Below are 16,024 nucleotides of genomic sequence, written 5' to 3'. Positions count from 1 at the left end.
GACCGCGGCGGGTGCGTTCCCGGGCCGATCTCGCCGAGTTCATCGACCTGGCCCCACGCCTGGCGCGGGCGCGCGGCGAAGAGGACCACTATGTTCCACTCTTCGCCGCCGATATCCGCGACTGGTTCGCCGGGCGCGGATGGTTCGACGAACCCGTCGAGCTGTGGCTGTTCGACACCGCTCAGGGGGAAGCGGCGGCCCGCGTCATGTGCCACCGGTCGGCTGCATTGGCCGCCGAACTGGGTTCTGCTGACGCAACCGCTGCGCCTCTGTTCTTCGGCGCCGTCGAAGTCGCCGACGAGGAGGCGCTGGACGTGCTGATCGCGTTCCTCGTCGAGCGAGCCGAACAGGTGGGAGCAACACGGATCTTCGGTCCCGTCTCTCCCCTGCCGAACGTCACCGGCGGTCTGCTCACCGACGGTGTCCGCCATCCCGGCTTCTTCGACACAGCGTGGAATCCCGCCTTCTGCTGGCCGGCGTTCGCCGCGGCCGGTTTCGAGACCTGGGGTCCCGCACACACGTGGGAGGTGCCCGTCGGATCCATTCCCGCAGCCCGCGCGACTGCGGTCACCGCTGACGAATGGCGTCGCCAGGGGCTGCGTCGCCGCCCTGTCTCCCGTCTCGGTCTGCGCCGTTTCGCCGACCGGCTGCTGCCTTGCCTCAACGCCGCCTTCTCCGAACTGCCCTATTACACGTCCATCACACCCGCTCAGCTGCGCTCGCAGATGCAGGGCCTGTCCTCCCTGATGGATCCGGATCTCATCATCGACATCACCGGTGCCGGCGATCCTGCCGACGCCCCGCCTCGCTGCTTCGCTCTCGTCATTCCCGACCCGGTGCCGGTCCTGCGTCGCCACGGCGGCCGCCTCGGTGTGCGCACCATCCTCGACCTGCTCGTGCACCGTCGCACGATGAGCGACGCGGTGCTCATCATCCAGGGCACCGACCCCCGCTATCAGGGGTCGGGCCTGCTCAGCCTGGCCATCCGCGAACTCAACTGTGCACTGGTCGCCAAGGGATATCGACGACTGCGGGTCACGTTCATCGCCGAGGACAATCCCGCCTCGGCGGCGGTCTTCGCCCGTTCCGGGGGCAGGCAGCTGCACCGGCTCGTGTTCGTCGACCGCACCCTGCCTCCGTCCCCGCCCGAGGAGCACCATTGACACTGACCGCCGCCCTCGTCGAGTCTCTCTTCACAGTCGCCGCCTCCGCCCCATCCGCCCACAACACCCAACCGTGGGTTCCTGAGATCACGAGCTGCACGCCCGCCGTCGCCGAGGTCCGGGTCGGGGTCGACCCGGCCCGTCTGCTGCCGCACGGGGACCCGCGCAGTGAGGATCTCCACCTGAGCATGGGCTGCTGGGTGGAGTCGCTGGCGATCGCCGCCGCCGAGGCGGGGGTGCACACCGAATCGGTCGCCGTCCGAGGGCGCGGGCCCACCGTGGACATCCGGGTGCGCCTGGCCACTGCGGAATCCGTCGCGGACCCCACCGCCTGGGATTCGGCGCCGGCGGACGGCAGTGCGTGGCCCGGGTTCGGGAACGCGGACCTGGGCCATCGGCAGGTCGACCGCGGCCCCTTGGACCGGGCAGAGGCCCGCTTCGCCGAGGCGACCGCGATCTGCCGCGGCGCCATGGCCGACACAGCGGTCGACCTGGTGGAGATCCCCGACCGCGCCTGGCGGGCATGGCTGCGTCGTGCCGCTCTGCATTCTTTCGGTGATCGGCCGGTGTTCGCCGAAACCCTGCGCTGGCTGCGCTTCGATCCCGCCGACCCGCGCTACCACCGGGACGGACTCACTGCCGAGTGTCTGCGCATCCCGGCGGCAGGGGCTCGAGCCGCGGCCCTGCTCGATCAGGCATGGCTGCACTCCTGGATCGTCGGCCTGACATCGGTGGGGCTCAGACCATTCGCGCTGGCGGACTCCGCGATGCGGTCGTTCGCGAAATCGGATCAGGACGCACCGCTGTCAGCGCTGCCGCGTTCATTGCGTGCAGGACTTCGTGCGACCTCTGCGGCAAAGCCCGCCTCGGCTGCTCGTCGCGAACGACGTCATCCTCATCATCTGGTCCTGTCCGTCCCCGATCGACCGACGCTGTCGGCCGCGGACGAGGTGGAGGTCGGACGGATCCTGCTGCGGATCTGGCTGACGCTCGACCGGCACGGGCTGCGGGTCGATGTCCACTCCGAACTCAAGGACAGCCCGACTCTCCGACGCGAACTGGCCACCTTCCTCCACGGTCGGCCGATCGCGGCCTTCTCGGTGGGGGCCTCCACCACGCCGGTCCCCCGAGCACCCCGTCTGCCGTCTGTCTGACGCATCCGTCTATCGAGCCCTGCCCTCGGAGGCAGGTCGAGGTGTATCCTCACACCAGGTAGGCGCACAGGCAATTCACACCTTCGACCTCTTGTGCTGTAGGGTCGGCTCGGCCTATCGAAGGAGCTGAGCTCGGATGTCAGAAACCACTTTCCGCACGATCGCAATCGTCCTCTACTTCATCGGCATGCTGGCCATCGGCTGGTTCGCCTATCGCAGAACGAGGAACAGCCTCGATGACTATATGCTCGCCGGCCGTGGACTGCGGCCCGGCGTTGCCGCTCTCAGCGCCGGCGCCTCGGATATGTCCGGTTGGCTGCTGATGGGTCTGCCCGGCGCCATCTACGTCTCCGGTCTCATCGAAGCCTGGATCGCCGTCGGCCTGACCGTCGGCGCGTGGATCAACTGGAAGATCGTCGCACCTCGACTGCGCGCGTTCACGGAGAAGGCCGGCGATTCGATCACAATCCCCAGCTTCTTCGAACAGCGGCTGAAGGATCGGACACGACTGCTGCGCATCGTGTGCGGCGTCATCATCCTCGTCTTCTTCACCTTCTACGTCTCCTCGGGCATGGTGGCGGCCGGCAAGTTCTTCGAGTCGAGCTTCGGACTCAACTACCTCGGCGGAATGCTCCTCGTCGCCGCAATCACCATGGTCTACACACTCTTCGGCGGCTTCCTCGGCGCGACTCTCACCGACGTCGCACAGGGGCTGCTGATGTTCGCCGCTCTCATTGCCGTGCCGATCGTCGCCGTCATCAACGCCGGCGGACCGTCGACCGTGATCAGCAACGTCTCCGAGATCGACCCCGGCCTGCTCAGCCTCGTCGGCTCGGGCGACTTCTGGACCTTCGCCACGATCGCATCCATCGTCTCCGCCCTGGCCTGGGGACTGGGCTACTTCGGACAGCCGCACATCATCGTGCGCTTCATGGCGCTGCGCACACCCGCCGATGCCGGCGTCGCCCGGCGCATCGGCGTCGGCTGGATGGCGATCTCCGCCCTCGGCGCCATCGCCACCGCCATCGTCGGCATCTCCTACTTCTCCCAGCACGCGGACATGGAGCCCGCCGATGCCGAAACCGTCTTCCTCGACCTGGCGCAGATCCTCTTCCACCCGTTCATCGCCGGCCTCGTGCTGGCAGCGGTGCTGGCTGCGATCATGTCGACGATCTCCTCGCAGCTCGTCGTCACATCGTCGGCTCTCATCGAGGACCTCTTCAAGATCGTCGCCCTGCGGACCGGTTCCACACGAACTCTGCACGACAAGACCTATGTGCTGCTCGGCCGCCTCGGCGTGCTCGTCGTCGCCATCATCGCAGTGGTGCTCGCGATCTCGCCGTCGAACAGCATCCTCGACCTCGTCGCATTCGCGTGGGCAGGCTTCGGCGCGTCCTTCGGCCCGATCGTCCTGCTCACACTGTTCTGGAAGCGACTGAGCAACTGGGGCGCCCTGTTCGGCCTGCTCTCCGGTGCGGTGGTGGCCTTCGTCTGGGGGCAGGTGAGCACCCCGATGACGGATGCGATCTACGAGATCATCCCCGGCTTCATCGTCAACCTCATCGTCGCCATCGTCGTCAGCCGCTTCACCTACAAACACGATGCGGCCTCTGACATCGAGTTCGACGAATCCGTGGCCCTCTCCCGGGTGAAGTGAGAACAGACTCGTGACGTGAGAGCCGACGCACGACGTAAGAGTCGACGCAAGCACAGCGAAGGCCGGGGCATGATCGTGCCCCGGCCTTCTTCGTGCCCCGGCCCTCGTCATATCGAGACGTGTGTATGGCCCATGGCCTACCCACCGTCGGTGCTCTGAACAGATCGCGCCTCAGGTTGCGTACCGGAATAATCGCTATTCGTTCCAATCATCTGAATCGAGAGCGATGATTGGAACCAAAAGAGATTATTCACGCGAAGGTGGCCGGACAGGTGCGTGCAAACTGACCCCGCCGAGGCGGCCTGCACGTCCTTGCCGATCCCCGCACCAGCGCTGAATACACTTCGGGCGGGCACCTGTGCAGGTGCCCGCCCGAAGTGTATGACTCACGGCGTGGGAGATCCCAGCCGGGAGTCGGTCGAGGAGTTTACTTCTCCTCGGCAGCCTCGTCAGCGGTCTCGGCGTCAGCCTCGACAGCGGCGTCCTCGGCGGGCGCCTCGTCGACGACCTCGGCCTCAACCGGTGCCTCTTCTGCCGGAGCGGCAGCAGCGGCGGTCGCCTGCTCGGCTTCCTTCACGGTTGCCTGCTTCGGCGAGTAGGGCTCGAGGACCAGTTCGATGACGGCCATCGGGGCGTTGTCGCCGGGGCGAGGACCGATCTTGGTGATCCGGGTGTATCCACCGGGACGCTCGGCCATCGTTTCGGCGATCGAGGTGAAGAGCTCGTGCACGATCGACTTGTCGGAGATCTGGCCGAGCACGCGACGACGTGCGGCCAGGTCACCCTTCTTGGCGTTCGTGATCATGCGCTCGGCAACCGGGCGCAGGCGCTTGGCCTTGGTCACGGTCGTCTTGATCTGCTTGTGCTCGAACAGCTGGGCTGCCAGGTTGTTGAGCATCATGCGCTCGTGTGTGGGCGATCCGCCGAGACGGGGACCCTTGGTTGGGGTTGGCATTGTCAGTTACTCCTAGGTCTTAATCAGTACTGTTCGTCTTCGACGTAGGACTGGTCCTCATCAACGAGACCGGCTTCGAAGCCGGCAGGACTGTCCTTGAGGCTCAGGCCGAGCTCGTTGAGCTTCGCCTTGACCTCGTCGATCGACTTCGAACCGAAGTTGCGGATATCCATCAGATCGGCCTCGCTGCGAGCAACGAGCTCACCGACGGTGTGGATGCCTTCGCGCTTGAGGCAGTTGTAGGAGCGCACGGTCAGGTCGAGATCTTCGATCGCCAGCGCCAGGTCGGCGGCCAGTGCCGCGTCCACAGGCGAGGGTCCGATCTCGATGCCTTCAGCTTCGACGTTGAGCTCTCGAGCCAGGCCGAAGAGTTCGACCAGGGTCTTGCCCGCAGATGCGATGGCATCGCGCGGGGTCATCGAGGGCTTGGTTTCGACGTCGAGGACCAGTCGGTCGAAGTCGGTGCGCTGTTCGACACGCGTTGCTTCGACCTTGTAGGTGACCTTGAGAACCGGGGAGTAGATCGAATCGACCGGGATCCGGCCGATCTCTGCATCCGCGTTCTTGTTCTGAGCGCTCGAAACGTATCCGCGTCCACGTTCGATGGTCAGTTCCATGTCCAGACGACCCTCACCATTCAGCGTGGCGATGTGCAGGTCCGGGTTGTGGATCTCGACCCCGGCGGGAGCAGAGACATCGGCAGCGGTCACGGTGCCAGGTCCCTGCTTGCGCAGGTAGGCGACGACCGGTTCGTCGAATTCGGACGATACGACCAGGGACTTCAGGTTGAGGATGAACTCGGTGACATCCTCCTTGACTCCCGGTACGGTGCTGAACTCGTGGAGCACTCCGTCGATCCGGATGGACGTGACGGCGGCACCAGGGATCGAGGACAGCAGGGTCCGGCGAAGCGAGTTGCCGAGGGTGTAGCCGAATCCGGGCTCGAGCGGTTCGATGGCGAACCGTGAGCGGTTATCGGAGACGACTTCTTCCGTGAGCGTTGGGCGCTGTGCAATGAGCACGTGGGCTTCCTTTCAGCGAACATCCGCTATATGACGTTCGCACTGCACGTCATGGCTCTGCGGCCATGAAGAACGGTTCGGGTTATCTGGGAATCCGTTCTGCGACCGATGTCGGACAAGTGCCCGTCATCCGTTGCAGTTCCACGGAAGGATCAGCCGCGGCGGCGCTTGGGGGGACGGCAGCCGTTGAACGGAACGGGGGTGACATCCTGGATGGTTCCCAGTTCCAGGCCGGCGGCCTGCAGCGAACGGATGGCCGTCTCGCGGCCCGAGCCCGGTCCCTTGACGAACACGTCGACCTTCTTCAGGCCGTGTTCCTGTGCCCGGCGAGCAGCCGATTCAGCAGCCATCTGAGCGGCGTAAGGGGTCGACTTGCGCGAACCCTTGAAGCCGATCTCACCTGAGGAGGCCCAGGAGATGACAGCACCGGTCGGATCGGTGATCGACACGATGGTGTTGTTGAAGGTTGATTTGATGTGAGCCTGGCCGGCAACGATATTCTTCTTCAGCTTGCGGCGAGGCTTGCGCACTGTAGCGGCGCGTGACTTGGGAGGCATATGTCCTACTCCTGATCGAGGTGGTTGGCGCTGGCCAACCGGGTGAGCGTGTTACTTCTTCTTACCGGCCACGGTGCGCTTGGGTCCCTTGCGGGTACGCGCATTCGTCTTGGTCCGCTGACCGCGAACCGGCAGACCGCGGCGGTGACGCAGGCCTTCATAGCTTCCGATTTCGACCTTGCGGCGGATATCGGCGGCCACCTCACGACGGAGGTCACCCTCAACCTGGAATGTGCCCTCGATGTAGTCACGCAGCTGGACGAGCTCTGCGTCGCTCAAGTCCTTCACACGGGTATCAGGGCTGATTCCCGTTTCGGTCAGGGTCTGGCGCGCACGGGTGCGGCCCACACCATAGATGTAAGTCAAGGCGACTTCCACACGCTTTTCACGCGGGATGTCGACTCCGGCAAGTCGTGCCATGGGTACTGTCTCCTGTTGTAGTTTCGGAGGTGCTGATGCAGACCTGTCCTTGGTCTCCCAAGGTCTCCGGCCCCCGACCGGAGGTATCGTCCTGTGTCCGTTCCGCGGAAGCTCTCACTTCTCGCGGGTCCGAACGCAGATGGCGAGGTCTGCGCGGGTGTGGTGCTGCTGAAGCCCCTCTCGGAGGAGCCTCGATCTGCTCGGAACGAGCTGCTCAGCCCTGGCGCTGCTTGTGGCGCGGGTTGGAGCAGATGACGATGACCCGGCCGTGACGGCGGGTAATCTGGCAGTTCTCGCAGATCTTCTTGACGCTGGGCTTAACCTTCATCGTTTTTCCTTCTTTCGGTCCCTGCCCGGCAGGACAGGACGCGAATGATCGAAGATCCTTACTTGTAGCGGTAAACGATTCGTCCGCGCGAGAGATCGTATGGAGACAGCTCCACGATGACCCGGTCCTCGGGAAGGATGCGGATATAGTGCTGACGCATCTTTCCGGAGATATGTGCGAGCACCTTGTGCCCGTTGCTCAGCTCAACCCGAAACGATGCGTTCGGCAGAGCTTCGACAACGGTGCCCTCGATCTCAATGACCCCTTCTTTTTTGGCCATATCGTTCGCTAACCTCGTATTCCCGCGAAACCTTCGCGTTCGACGTAATCGTGTATCACCGACTCAGTGCCGGTGACCCCTCGGCCTGCCGTCCTCGTCACCACATGAAAAGATGTGGATGGCAGAAGCCGCCCACAACTGGAAAAGGGTGAGTTGAATGAGAACAGACCAATCATCAACCCTACACTACGAAGAAAGATTCTTCCACACGGTGTTCGCTTCTGGGCGTGAAGTCCCTTACAATCCTATCCTCGCCGAGGCGGCCGACCCCTCCCGTGACCGCTGAAGTCGAATGCACCCCGCCTTCGCCGCCGCGACTGCTAGCGTGAGTACCGCACCCGACGCAGTCCCCGAAGAGGAGTACACAGATGTCCGATTTCGATGCCATCACCGAGGAATCCCTGGTCACGAAGGGTGGGCGCAAGTGGTCGTCCTTCCCCGGTTCCATCGGAGCGTTCATCGCCGAGATGGACTTCGGGGTCGCACCCGCAGTGCGTCAGTCGCTGCAGACCATCGACGACCGCGACCTCTACGGCTACGCTCCTGCCGATCTCGTCGCCGATCTGAAGACCGCGACCTCGAGCTTCTGCTCCGAGCACTACGGCTGGCGCATCCCCGTCGGCCACATCGAACTGGCCAGTGATGTGCTGGCCGCGTTCCTCGGCGTGCTCACCCACCTCACCCCGTCCGACACTCCGATCGTGCTGCCGACACCGGCCTACATGCCGTTCTTCGACGTCGCGCGGGTGACCGGCCGCGAACTCATCGAAGTTCCGATGCTGCGCTCGGAATCCGGCTGGTCCCTCGATCTCGACGCCATCGCCTCGGCCCTGACGCCCGGCGCGACGTTCGTCCTGTGCAATCCGCACAATCCGATCGGCAAGGTCTACACCGAGGCCGAGCTGTCGGCACTCGCGGACGTCGTCGAGGAAGCCGGAGCCCGCGTGTTCTCCGACGAGATCCACGCTCCCGTCGTCTATGCCCCTGCTCGGCATATTCCGTATGCTGCTCTCACCGAGGCGACCGCCGCACACACGGCGACCGCGACGGCTGCGTCGAAGGCCTTCAACATCCCCGGCCTCAAATGTGCTCAGCTCATCCTCACCTCTTCTGCCGACCGTGACGTCTGGGCCGAGAAGGGGCAGTTCGTCTCCGGTGCCGCCTCGAATCCGGGAATCCTGGCGACGACCGCCGCATACTCCCGTTCGAAAGACTGGCTGAGGGAGGTCAACGGCTACCTCAAGGGAAACCGGGATCACTTCACCGATCTCGTCGGCTCGCTGCTGCCGGGCGCTGCCTACATCGAACCGGAAGGCACGTATCTGGCGTGGCTGGATCTGCGCGGCTACGGCTTGGAGTCGGGCCTGTCCGATCACATCCGATCCCGCGCCGAGGTGGCCGTGACCGAGGGTCGCCTGTGCGGTGAGGTCGGGGCCGGGCATATCCGGTTCAACTTCGCCCTTCCTCGTCCCCTGCTCACCGAGGCGGTTGAGAGGATCGCCCGGATCCTCTGAGCTTCGGACTGAGGCACGCCAGCATTCGGTGCTTCAGTGCTCGGGCAGCCATTCGATGAGGTCGAAAGAGGAGCTGGCTCCCGCACACTCGCGGATCTGCTGATCGAAGCGCAGATAGTACTCGAGATTGCACTGCTGCATGAGAGCGCGGAACCGCACGGCCGGCTGAGTGCCGTCGACGAGGGCCTCGGGCAGCAGCGGGTGGGTGATCACGGCGCGGGCGATGTCAAAGTACAGATCGAAGAAGCCTCTCAAGCTCAGCTCCGGACATCCGGTTCCCGGCGCTGATCCGCCCGAGGTCAGTGCGTTCATGCGCTGCTCCAACGGAGGCAGCTGGGCGAGAGCGGAGTCGAGTTCGAAGGCCCGAGTCGTCATCCTGCGAGCCGCGGCGGTGGAGTCGGGTGTCAGCTCTCCCGCCTCGGACCAGCTGGGATCTGACATCTCGGGCAGCCGCGCCGACAGCTGAGCGGACCGGTCTGCGAAGCCGATGAGGATTCCCGGCCTCAGCTGCCTGTATCCCAGGCTCCGGGCAATGTACTGCAGTCGGTCCCGCAGACCGCGCGAAGACTCCGGAACGGAATACAGCACAGTGTGGAAGCGACCCTCATAGTCCGGAAAGACATGGTCGCCGGCAATGTCGCCGAAGTCCGAGAGGATGTGTTCGCTCAGGCGGTAGACGGAGACCCGCCCGATTCGTTCGCTGCTGATGATGCCTCGTTGGACCATCCGCACGAGTTGATTGTGCACGCTCGAGGAAGAATACCCGTGCTCGCCCAACACACTGACGATGACGGGCCCCGGCAGTCCGCTCGCCTGCAGACACCCGAAAGCGGAGATCACATCGAAGGCGATACGTGTCATCCGATAGCGATCGCCCACATCTGTCCGACGTTTCGGGACATCGTGGACACTCGTCATGGCCAGATCCTACCGTGAAAACACAAGGATCGGTGCCGACAAGGACCGAGATCGCAGCGAAGCGACGAGGAGCCACGACATGGATGACGAGAAGCACTCAATCGATCAGCGCGCGTACCAGATGTCCCGCACATCGGGACTGCTGGCGGGGGCCATCACGGCCTTCATCGCCTTCTGCGCGTTCCAGATCTTCGGGTTCACCATCGCCGAGACCGCAACATGGATGTTCGCACTCGGGCTGATGGCTGCGTCCGGAACCTTCGCCGCCGTCTACTTCGTCGGCAGGTCGACCCTGAGGAGGCAGATGGCGGCCACCTGAGTTCGGGCTCGGGCCCCCTCCCCAAGGATCTCCCCTCAGATGCCGTTCGGAGGCACGGGAGCGATTCCGAACGGCGCCAATCCGGCTGCTCCCCCGTCGGCGGCCGTGAGTACCCAGACTCCCCCATCGTGGCGAGCCACGCTGTGTTCCCAGTGGCTCGCCCGTGAACCGTCTGCCGTGACGACCGTCCAATCATCGGCAAGGGTCCGCGTGTCCGCGCCGCCGGTGGTGAGCATCGGTTCGATCGCCAGGCACATTCCGGGCTTGATCTTCGGGCCGTTCGAGCGTGCACGGTAGTTGAGCACCTCGGGAGCCATGTGCATGGAGGTGCCGATCCCGTGTCCGGTGAACTCCTCGACGAGACCCAGGTGGGGGAAGGAATCGGAGACGAAGTCATCGATGGCGTCTCCGATGTCGCTGACTTTCGTCCCGGTTGCGAACGCCGCGATGCCTGCCCACATGGCCGCCTCGGTGGCGGATGAGAGCTCACGATCGGCGGCAGTGCCCGCTTCGTCGCCGCCGACGATCATCGTCAGTGCGGAGTCCCCGTGGAAGCCGTCGACGATCGCGCCCCCGTCGATCGAGACGATGTCGCCGGCGTGGAGGACACGAGGCCCCGGGATGCCGTGGACGATCTCCTCGTTCACGGAGATGCACACGACCGCAGGAAATCCCTGGTAGCCCTTGAAGTTCGACCGTGCCCCGGCGGAGTCGATGACAGCCTCGGCCGCGGCGTCCACCTCGGCTGTGGTTGCCCCGGGAACGGCCGCGGACCGGGCCGCTGAGAGCACTTGTCGTGTCAGCTGCCCGGCCCGATGCATGAGCTCAAGCTCCGCGGGAGTCTTCAGCTCGATACGTGGTCCGAAGATCATCGAATGGTCGACAGGATGCGTTCGGTGATGTCTTCGACTTCACCGAGGCCGTCCACCTGGCGCAGAAGTCCGCGGCTGCGGTAGATATCGGTCAGCGGCTGCGTCTGCTCTTCGTACACATCGAGTCGGTGCCGGATGACGTCTTCGCTGTCATCGCTGCGGCCCTCGGTCTGAGCACGAGCGAGCAGGCGGGCGACGACCTCGTCGGTGTCGGCCGTGAGCTCGACGACGTGCTCGATGGCTTTGTCCTCGGCCGCGAGGATCCGATCGAGCTCATCGACCTGGGCACTGGTGCGGGGGTATCCGTCGAGGAGGAACCCATCGGCGGCATCATCCTGTGCCAGACGGTCGGCGACCATGGAGTTCGTGACCTCGTCCGGCACGTATTCGCCGGCATCCATATAGCGTTTGGCCAGCTTGCCCAGCTCGGTCTCACCCTTCACATTCGCCCGGAAGATGTCTCCGGTCGAGATCGCCGGGACGCCGAGCGCCTCGGACAGGCGGGCGGCCTGCGTTCCCTTGCCGGCGCCGGGAGGGCCGATCAGGATGATGCGTGAACTCATAAGGTGTCCTTCCAATGGGATGTCCGCTGAACGTCAGCGTCCGGTCATATCAGCGCAGCAGCCCCTCATAGTGGCGCTGCTGCATCTGCGCGTCGATCTGCTTGACCGTTTCGAGGCCGACGCCCACGACGATCAGCAGGGAGGTGCCGCCGAACGGGAAGTTCTGATTGGCGTTGATGAGCACCAGCGCGATCAGCGGGATGAGGGCGACGAAGGCAAGGTAGAGCGAGCCGGGGAAGTTGATGCGGCTGAGCACGTAGCTCAAGTATTCGGCGGTCGGGCGACCGGCCCGGATACCGGGGATGAAGCCTCCGTACTTCTTCATATTGTCCGCGACCTCTTCGGGATTGAAGGTGATGGCGACGTAGAAGTAGGCGAAGAAGATCGTCAGCAGGGCGTACACGGTGATGTAGAGCGGATGGTCACCGCGTGTGAAGTAGGTGTTGATCCATTCGACCCACTTCGATTCGGGATCGAAGAACTGCGAGACCAGGCTCGGCAGGTAGAGCACCGAGGAGGCGAAGATGACGGGGATGACACCGGCCATGTTCACCTTGATCGGAATATAGGTCGAGGTTCCGCCGAACATCCGACGGCCGACCATGCGCTTGGCGTACTGGACGGGAATCCTGCGCTGCGACTGCTCGACGAAGACCACGAGGGCGACGAGCACGAGACCCACGACCATGACGATGAGGAAGATGTCGACGCCCTGCTCGCGGAAGATCGCGCCGAGCGAGGAGGGGAAGGCCGATGCGACGGAGGTGAAGATGAGCAGCGACATTCCGTTGCCCACACCGTGTTCGGTGATCTGCTCGCCGAGCCACATGATCAGCCCGGTGCCTGCGGTCAGAGTCAGCACGAGGACCGCGATGCCCCACCAGGTGTCGTTGGCGATGAGGTCCTGGCAGCCTTCGACATTGCCGAAGAGCGCACCAGAGCGGACGGTCGCCACAAGCGTGGTCGAGTTGAGGATCGCAAGGCCGATGGTCAGGTAGCGGGTGTACTGAGTCAGCTTCGCCTGACCCGATGCGCCTTCCTTGTGGAGGGCTTCGAAGCGCGGAATGACCACGCGCAGCAGCTGGACGATGATGCTCGCGGTGATATAGGGCATGATGCCCAGGGCGAAGATCGACAGCTGCAGCAGCGCGCCGCCGCTGAAGAGGTTGATCATGGCGAATCCGCCCTCATTGAGCTGAGGCGAAGCCACACATTCCTGCACCTTGGTGTAGTCGATGCCAGGCGAAGGAATGAACGAGCCGAGTCGGAAGATGACAAGAATGCCCAGGGTGAAGAGGAGTTTGTTCCTCAAGTCGGGCGTTCTGAAGGCCCTCCGGATTGCGCCGATCAAGCGTCCTCCTCGTTGGGGGATGAAAAGTCAGAGTCGTGGTCGCGACCTGGCGATTGAGACAAATACCTGCAAAAGACTACCAGGGTATGGCCTGCAGGCCGAAACCGACGAAGCTCGGTGCAGGGTCCTCCCAGGCTTCAGGTCCAAGGGGAATCGCAGCGGTCTCGGGCCGGATCACAGACCGTCTCCGTGACCTTTCCGAGCATGCAGAAGGGGGCGGCCACCGAAGTGACCGCTCCCCTTTCCGGCGATGAGGCCGGGATACCGTCCGCGTGGAACGGATCAGGCCTCGTTGGCGCTTCCGCCTGCAGCTTTGATCTTCTCGGCTGCAGAGCCGGAGAACTTGTCTGCTGTGATGTTCAGGGCCACGGTGATCTCACCGGTGCCGAGAACCTTGACGGGCTGCTTTGCGCGCACAGCGCCCTTCTCCACGAGATCGGCGACGGTGACGTCTCCGCCCTCGGGGAACAGGCTGGACAGCTTGTCGAGGTTGACAACCTGGAACTCCACCTTGGCGGGGTTCTTGAATCCACGCAGCTTGGGCAGACGCATGTGCATCGGAGTCTGGCCGCCCTCGAAGCCGTGCGGAACCTGGTAGCGGGCCTTCGTGCCCTTGGTTCCGCGTCCGGCAGTCTTGCCCTTCGAAGCCTCACCACGACCGACGCGGGTCTTGGCGGTCTTGGCTCCGGGGGCAGGGCGCAGATCGTGCAGCTTCAGCGAGTCGTTGTTCGACATATCAATCGACCTCTTCCACAGTCACGATGTGGCGGACAGCGTTGATCATTCCCCGGATCTCGGGGCGATCTTCCTGCACCACAACGTCGTTGGTCCGCTTGAGACCGAGCGAACGCAGCGTGTCGCGCTGGCTCTGACGGTATCCGATTGCGGACTTGCGCTGAGTAATCTTGAGCTTTGCCATCAGGACTTCGCCCCACTTTCAGCGGCTGCTCGCAGCAGTGCGTGCGGAGCAACCTCGTCGACGGGCAGGCCACGGCGAGCCGCAACCTCTTCCGGACGCTCGAGGCCCTTCAACGCGGCGATCGCGGCGTGCACGATGTTGATCGCGTTCGCCGAGCCCAGCGACTTGGACAGGACGTCCTGGACGCCTGCCGCATCGAGGACCGCACGAACGGGTCCACCGGCGATGACTCCGGTACCCGGAGCGGCCGGACGCAGCAGGACGACACCTGCGGCTTCCTCGCCCTGGATCGGGTGCGGAATGGTCTTCTGGATGCGGGGAACGCGGAAGAAGTTCTTCTTCGCTTCCTCGACGCCCTTGGCGATGGCGGCAGGAACTTCCTTCGCCTTGCCGTAGCCCATGCCGACCATACCGTCGCCGTCTCCGACCACGACGAGAGCCGTGAAGGAGAACCGACGTCCGCCCTTGACGACCTTCGACACGCGGTTGATCGTGATGACGTGTTCGATGAACTGGTTCTTGTCTTCACGGTCGTTGCGACCGCCGCGTCCACGGCCTTCGCCGCGTCCGCGACCCTGACCGCCCTGTCCACCCTGGCCGCGGCCACGGGAGGAACGGTCACCGCTGTTGTCGGTGCGGGTCTCAGCAGCTGCCTGCTGTTCCTTGTTCTCTTCAGTGCTCATAGGGCCAATCCTCCTTCACGGGCACCTTCGGCGATTGCCTGCACACGGCCGTGGTAGGCATTGCCTCCACGGTCGAAGACGACGGATTCGATTCCGGCGTCCTTGGCACGCTGAGCAACCAGCTCGCCCACCTTGCGGGCTTTGCCGGTCTTGTCGCCTTCGAATGTCCGCAGGTCGGCTTCCATGGTGGAGGCCGAGACCAGGGTCTTGCCGACGGTGTCGTCGATGACCTGGACGAAGACGTGGCGCGTGGAGCGAGTCACTGAGAGGCGAGGGCGCTCGGTCGTGCCGCTGACATGCTTGCGCAGTCGAGCGTGACGACGCTTGCGAGCAGCTGCCCTGCCTTTGCCGTAGCTTTCCTTCTTGCCAAAGGCCATCTTTACTTACCAGCCTTTCCGACCTTGCGACGGACGATTTCGCCGGCGTAGCGCACACCTTTGCCCTTGTAGGGCTCTGGCTTGCGCAGCTTCCGGATGTTCGCAGCGGTCTCACCGACGAGCTGCTTGTCGATTCCGTGGACAGCGACCTTGGTCTGGCCGTCGACGCTGAAGGAGATTCCCTCCGGCGGTTCGACGACGATCGGGTGGCTGTAGCCGAGGGCGAACTCGAGGTTCGATCCCTTGGCCAGGACACGGTAACCGGTTCCGACGATCTCGAGGGCCTTGGAGTAGCCATCGGTCACACCGACGATCATGTTGTTGATGAGCGTACGGGACAGTCCGTGCAGCGAACGCGATTCGCGCTCTTCGTCCGGACGGGCCACTGTGATGACACCGTCTTCGAGCGATACGGTGATCGGCTCGGCGATGGTGACGGACAGCTCGCCCTTAGGTCCCTTGACGGCGACATCCTGGCCGTCGACCTTGACCTCGACGCCGCTGGGAACGGAGATCGGGTTCTTGCCAATACGTGACATGTTCTTCTCTCCTTCCTTTACCAGACGTAGGCGAGGACTTCCCCACCCACACCCTTCTTGGCGGCCTGACGGTCCGTCAGGAGGCCTGACGAGGTCGACAGGATGGCGATGCCGAGGCCGCCGAGAACCTTGGGCAGGTTCGTGGACTTCGCGTAGACGCGCAGTCCCGGCTTCGACACCCGGCGCAGGCCGGCGATCGAACGTTCCCGGTTGGGTCCGAACTTCAGGTCCAGGAGCAGCGTCTTGCCGACTTCGGCGTCTTCGACGCTCCAGCCGGTGATGTAGCCCTCGGTCTTGAGGATCTCGGCGATGTTCGACTTGAGCTTCGAGAACGGCATGCTGACGTCCTCGTGATAAGCCGAGTTGGCGTTGCGCAGACGCGTAAGCATGTCTGCGACTGGATCAGTCATTGTCATTTGGGCACGTGCCCTTC

At 64.0% G+C, this 16,024-nt stretch carries 21 protein-coding genes; 5 read left to right on the top strand and 16 right to left on the bottom strand.

Annotated elements, in window-relative coordinates; genetic code table 11:
- Nucleotides 1-11 precede the first annotated feature (11 nt).
- From HF684_RS05910 to putP, 3 genes are all read left to right on the top strand, one after another.
- Nucleotides 12-1,163, top strand: a complete 1,152-nt coding sequence (locus tag HF684_RS05910; protein WP_169251741.1) for a hypothetical protein — start codon at nt 12-14, stop codon at nt 1,161-1,163.
- On the top strand, nt 1,160-2,317 hold the full coding sequence (locus HF684_RS05905) for a hypothetical protein (RefSeq protein WP_169251740.1): 1,158 nt from the start codon (nt 1,160-1,162) through the stop codon (nt 2,315-2,317). The genes HF684_RS05910 and HF684_RS05905 overlap by 4 nt, the downstream gene beginning before the upstream one ends.
- Before the next feature lie 136 nt (nt 2,318-2,453).
- Entirely contained in the window at nt 2,454-3,974 is a 1,521-nt protein-coding gene (gene putP / locus HF684_RS05900) for a sodium/proline symporter PutP (RefSeq protein ID WP_169251739.1), read from the top strand.
- 427 nt (nt 3,975-4,401) lie between these two features.
- Here the strand turns inward: putP and rplQ are convergent, their stop codons facing one another.
- The 6 genes from rplQ to infA all read right to left on the bottom strand — a co-directional run bounded on the left by rplQ (nt 4,402) and on the right by infA (nt 7,536).
- Nucleotides 4,402-4,929, bottom strand: a complete 528-nt coding sequence (rplQ, locus tag HF684_RS05895; protein ID WP_169251738.1) for a 50S ribosomal protein L17 — start codon at nt 4,927-4,929, stop codon at nt 4,402-4,404.
- Between the two features lie 23 nt (nt 4,930-4,952).
- Entirely contained in the window at nt 4,953-5,951 is a 999-nt protein-coding gene (locus HF684_RS05890) for a DNA-directed RNA polymerase subunit alpha (protein ID WP_025777903.1), read from the bottom strand.
- A gap of 152 nt (nt 5,952-6,103) precedes the next feature.
- Nucleotides 6,104-6,508 (bottom strand): 30S ribosomal protein S11, encoded by a 405-nt coding sequence (gene rpsK, locus HF684_RS05885; protein WP_025777904.1) that lies wholly within the window; start codon nt 6,506-6,508, stop codon nt 6,104-6,106.
- Between the two features lie 51 nt (nt 6,509-6,559).
- Nucleotides 6,560-6,928 carry a 30S ribosomal protein S13 gene (gene rpsM / locus HF684_RS05880; protein WP_025777905.1) on the bottom strand — a complete coding sequence of 123 codons (369 nt, stop codon included), beginning with the start codon at nt 6,926-6,928 and terminating at the stop codon, nt 6,560-6,562.
- A gap of 214 nt (nt 6,929-7,142) precedes the next feature.
- On the bottom strand, nt 7,143-7,256 hold the full coding sequence (rpmJ, locus tag HF684_RS05875) for a 50S ribosomal protein L36 (protein WP_009884960.1): 114 nt from the start codon (nt 7,254-7,256) through the stop codon (nt 7,143-7,145).
- Between the two features lie 58 nt (nt 7,257-7,314).
- Nucleotides 7,315-7,536 (bottom strand): translation initiation factor IF-1, encoded by a 222-nt coding sequence (gene infA / locus HF684_RS05870; RefSeq protein WP_009379245.1) that lies wholly within the window; start codon nt 7,534-7,536, stop codon nt 7,315-7,317.
- A gap of 368 nt (nt 7,537-7,904) precedes the next feature.
- On the opposite strand from infA, the gene HF684_RS05865 reads away from it, so the two are divergent.
- Nucleotides 7,905-9,050: an aminotransferase class I/II-fold pyridoxal phosphate-dependent enzyme gene (locus HF684_RS05865; RefSeq protein ID WP_169251737.1), complete on the top strand. Its 1,146-nt coding sequence runs from the start codon at nt 7,905-7,907 to the stop codon at nt 9,048-9,050.
- 33 nt (nt 9,051-9,083) lie between these two features.
- Here the strand turns inward: HF684_RS05865 and HF684_RS05860 are convergent, their stop codons facing one another.
- Nucleotides 9,084-9,968 carry a PaaX family transcriptional regulator gene (locus HF684_RS05860; RefSeq protein ID WP_169251736.1) on the bottom strand — a complete coding sequence of 295 codons (885 nt, stop codon included), beginning with the start codon at nt 9,966-9,968 and terminating at the stop codon, nt 9,084-9,086.
- 79 nt (nt 9,969-10,047) lie between these two features.
- On the opposite strand from HF684_RS05860, the gene HF684_RS05855 reads away from it, so the two are divergent.
- A complete protein-coding gene (locus tag HF684_RS05855; protein WP_169251735.1) occupies nt 10,048-10,287 on the top strand; it encodes a hypothetical protein in 240 nt (79 codons plus the stop codon).
- A gap of 35 nt (nt 10,288-10,322) precedes the next feature.
- On the opposite strand, the gene map is transcribed toward HF684_RS05855, so the two are convergent.
- From map to rpsH, 9 genes are all read right to left on the bottom strand, one after another.
- Complete coding sequence (gene map, locus HF684_RS05850; RefSeq protein ID WP_169251734.1) at nt 10,323-11,159, bottom strand: type I methionyl aminopeptidase; 837 nt, start codon at nt 11,157-11,159, stop codon at nt 10,323-10,325.
- Nucleotides 11,156-11,722 (bottom strand): adenylate kinase, encoded by a 567-nt coding sequence (locus tag HF684_RS05845; RefSeq protein WP_169251733.1) that lies wholly within the window; start codon nt 11,720-11,722, stop codon nt 11,156-11,158. Before HF684_RS05845 ends, map begins: the two co-directional genes overlap by 4 nt.
- A gap of 49 nt (nt 11,723-11,771) precedes the next feature.
- Nucleotides 11,772-13,073 (bottom strand): preprotein translocase subunit SecY, encoded by a 1,302-nt coding sequence (gene secY, locus HF684_RS05840; protein WP_169251732.1) that lies wholly within the window; start codon nt 13,071-13,073, stop codon nt 11,772-11,774.
- Between the two features lie 282 nt (nt 13,074-13,355).
- A complete protein-coding gene (rplO, locus tag HF684_RS05835; RefSeq protein WP_025777913.1) occupies nt 13,356-13,808 on the bottom strand; it encodes a 50S ribosomal protein L15 in 453 nt (150 codons plus the stop codon).
- A 1-nt stretch (nt 13,809) separates the two neighbouring features.
- Nucleotides 13,810-13,992, bottom strand: coding sequence for a 50S ribosomal protein L30 (gene rpmD, locus HF684_RS05830; RefSeq protein ID WP_025777914.1), 183 nt, complete (start codon nt 13,990-13,992; stop codon nt 13,810-13,812).
- The gene (gene rpsE / locus HF684_RS05825) at nt 13,992-14,675 is read right to left on the bottom strand and encodes a 30S ribosomal protein S5 (protein ID WP_025777915.1); all 684 of its coding nucleotides are present in this window, start codon (nt 14,673-14,675) and stop codon (nt 13,992-13,994) included. Before rpsE ends, rpmD begins: the two co-directional genes overlap by 1 nt.
- Entirely contained in the window at nt 14,672-15,052 is a 381-nt protein-coding gene (gene rplR / locus HF684_RS05820; protein WP_025777916.1) for a 50S ribosomal protein L18, read from the bottom strand. The genes rpsE and rplR overlap by 4 nt, the downstream gene beginning before the upstream one ends.
- Before the next feature lie 2 nt (nt 15,053-15,054).
- Nucleotides 15,055-15,591, bottom strand: coding sequence for a 50S ribosomal protein L6 (rplF, locus tag HF684_RS05815; protein WP_025777917.1), 537 nt, complete (start codon nt 15,589-15,591; stop codon nt 15,055-15,057).
- Nucleotides 15,592-15,608: 17 nt separating this feature from the next.
- Entirely contained in the window at nt 15,609-16,007 is a 399-nt protein-coding gene (rpsH, locus tag HF684_RS05810; RefSeq protein ID WP_025777918.1) for a 30S ribosomal protein S8, read from the bottom strand.
- Nucleotides 16,008-16,024 lie beyond the last annotated feature (17 nt).

It is taken from the genome of Brevibacterium sp. 'Marine', assembly GCF_012844365.1.
GTDB lineage: Bacteria > Actinomycetota > Actinomycetes > Actinomycetales > Brevibacteriaceae > Brevibacterium.
Note: the sequence above shows the minus strand (reverse complement) of the source record. Positions and strands in the feature narration are given on the sequence as shown.

What these genes read in the sequence shown, in the direction of transcription:
- rplR (WP_025777916.1), bottom strand. Translation starts at nt 15,052, where the DNA reads ATGGCCTTTGGCAAGAAGGAAAGCTACGGCAAAGGCAGGGCAGCTGCT.
- rplO (WP_025777913.1), bottom strand. Translation starts at nt 13,808, where the DNA reads ATGTCGAACAACGACTCGCTGAAGCTGCACGATCTGCGCCCTGCCCCC.
- HF684_RS05865 (WP_169251737.1), top strand. Translation starts at nt 7,905, where the DNA reads ATGTCCGATTTCGATGCCATCACCGAGGAATCCCTGGTCACGAAGGGT.
- putP (WP_169251739.1), top strand. Translation starts at nt 2,454, where the DNA reads ATGTCAGAAACCACTTTCCGCACGATCGCAATCGTCCTCTACTTCATC.
- rpsM (WP_025777905.1), bottom strand. Translation starts at nt 6,928, where the DNA reads ATGGCACGACTTGCCGGAGTCGACATCCCGCGTGAAAAGCGTGTGGAA.
- rpsE (WP_025777915.1), bottom strand. Translation starts at nt 14,675, where the DNA reads ATGAGCACTGAAGAGAACAAGGAACAGCAGGCAGCTGCTGAGACCCGC.
- rpmJ (WP_009884960.1), bottom strand. Translation starts at nt 7,256, where the DNA reads ATGAAGGTTAAGCCCAGCGTCAAGAAGATCTGCGAGAACTGCCAGATT.
- HF684_RS05855 (WP_169251735.1), top strand. Translation starts at nt 10,048, where the DNA reads ATGGATGACGAGAAGCACTCAATCGATCAGCGCGCGTACCAGATGTCC.
- HF684_RS05845 (WP_169251733.1), bottom strand. Translation starts at nt 11,722, where the DNA reads ATGAGTTCACGCATCATCCTGATCGGCCCTCCCGGCGCCGGCAAGGGA.
- map (WP_169251734.1), bottom strand. Translation starts at nt 11,159, where the DNA reads ATGATCTTCGGACCACGTATCGAGCTGAAGACTCCCGCGGAGCTTGAG.
- rpsK (WP_025777904.1), bottom strand. Translation starts at nt 6,508, where the DNA reads ATGCCTCCCAAGTCACGCGCCGCTACAGTGCGCAAGCCTCGCCGCAAG.
- rpmD (WP_025777914.1), bottom strand. Translation starts at nt 13,992, where the DNA reads ATGGCAAAGCTCAAGATTACTCAGCGCAAGTCCGCAATCGGATACCGT.
- HF684_RS05860 (WP_169251736.1), bottom strand. Translation starts at nt 9,968, where the DNA reads ATGACGAGTGTCCACGATGTCCCGAAACGTCGGACAGATGTGGGCGAT.
- rplQ (WP_169251738.1), bottom strand. Translation starts at nt 4,929, where the DNA reads ATGCCAACCCCAACCAAGGGTCCCCGTCTCGGCGGATCGCCCACACAC.
- rplF (WP_025777917.1), bottom strand. Translation starts at nt 15,591, where the DNA reads ATGTCACGTATTGGCAAGAACCCGATCTCCGTTCCCAGCGGCGTCGAG.
- rpsH (WP_025777918.1), bottom strand. Translation starts at nt 16,007, where the DNA reads ATGACAATGACTGATCCAGTCGCAGACATGCTTACGCGTCTGCGCAAC.
- infA (WP_009379245.1), bottom strand. Translation starts at nt 7,536, where the DNA reads ATGGCCAAAAAAGAAGGGGTCATTGAGATCGAGGGCACCGTTGTCGAA.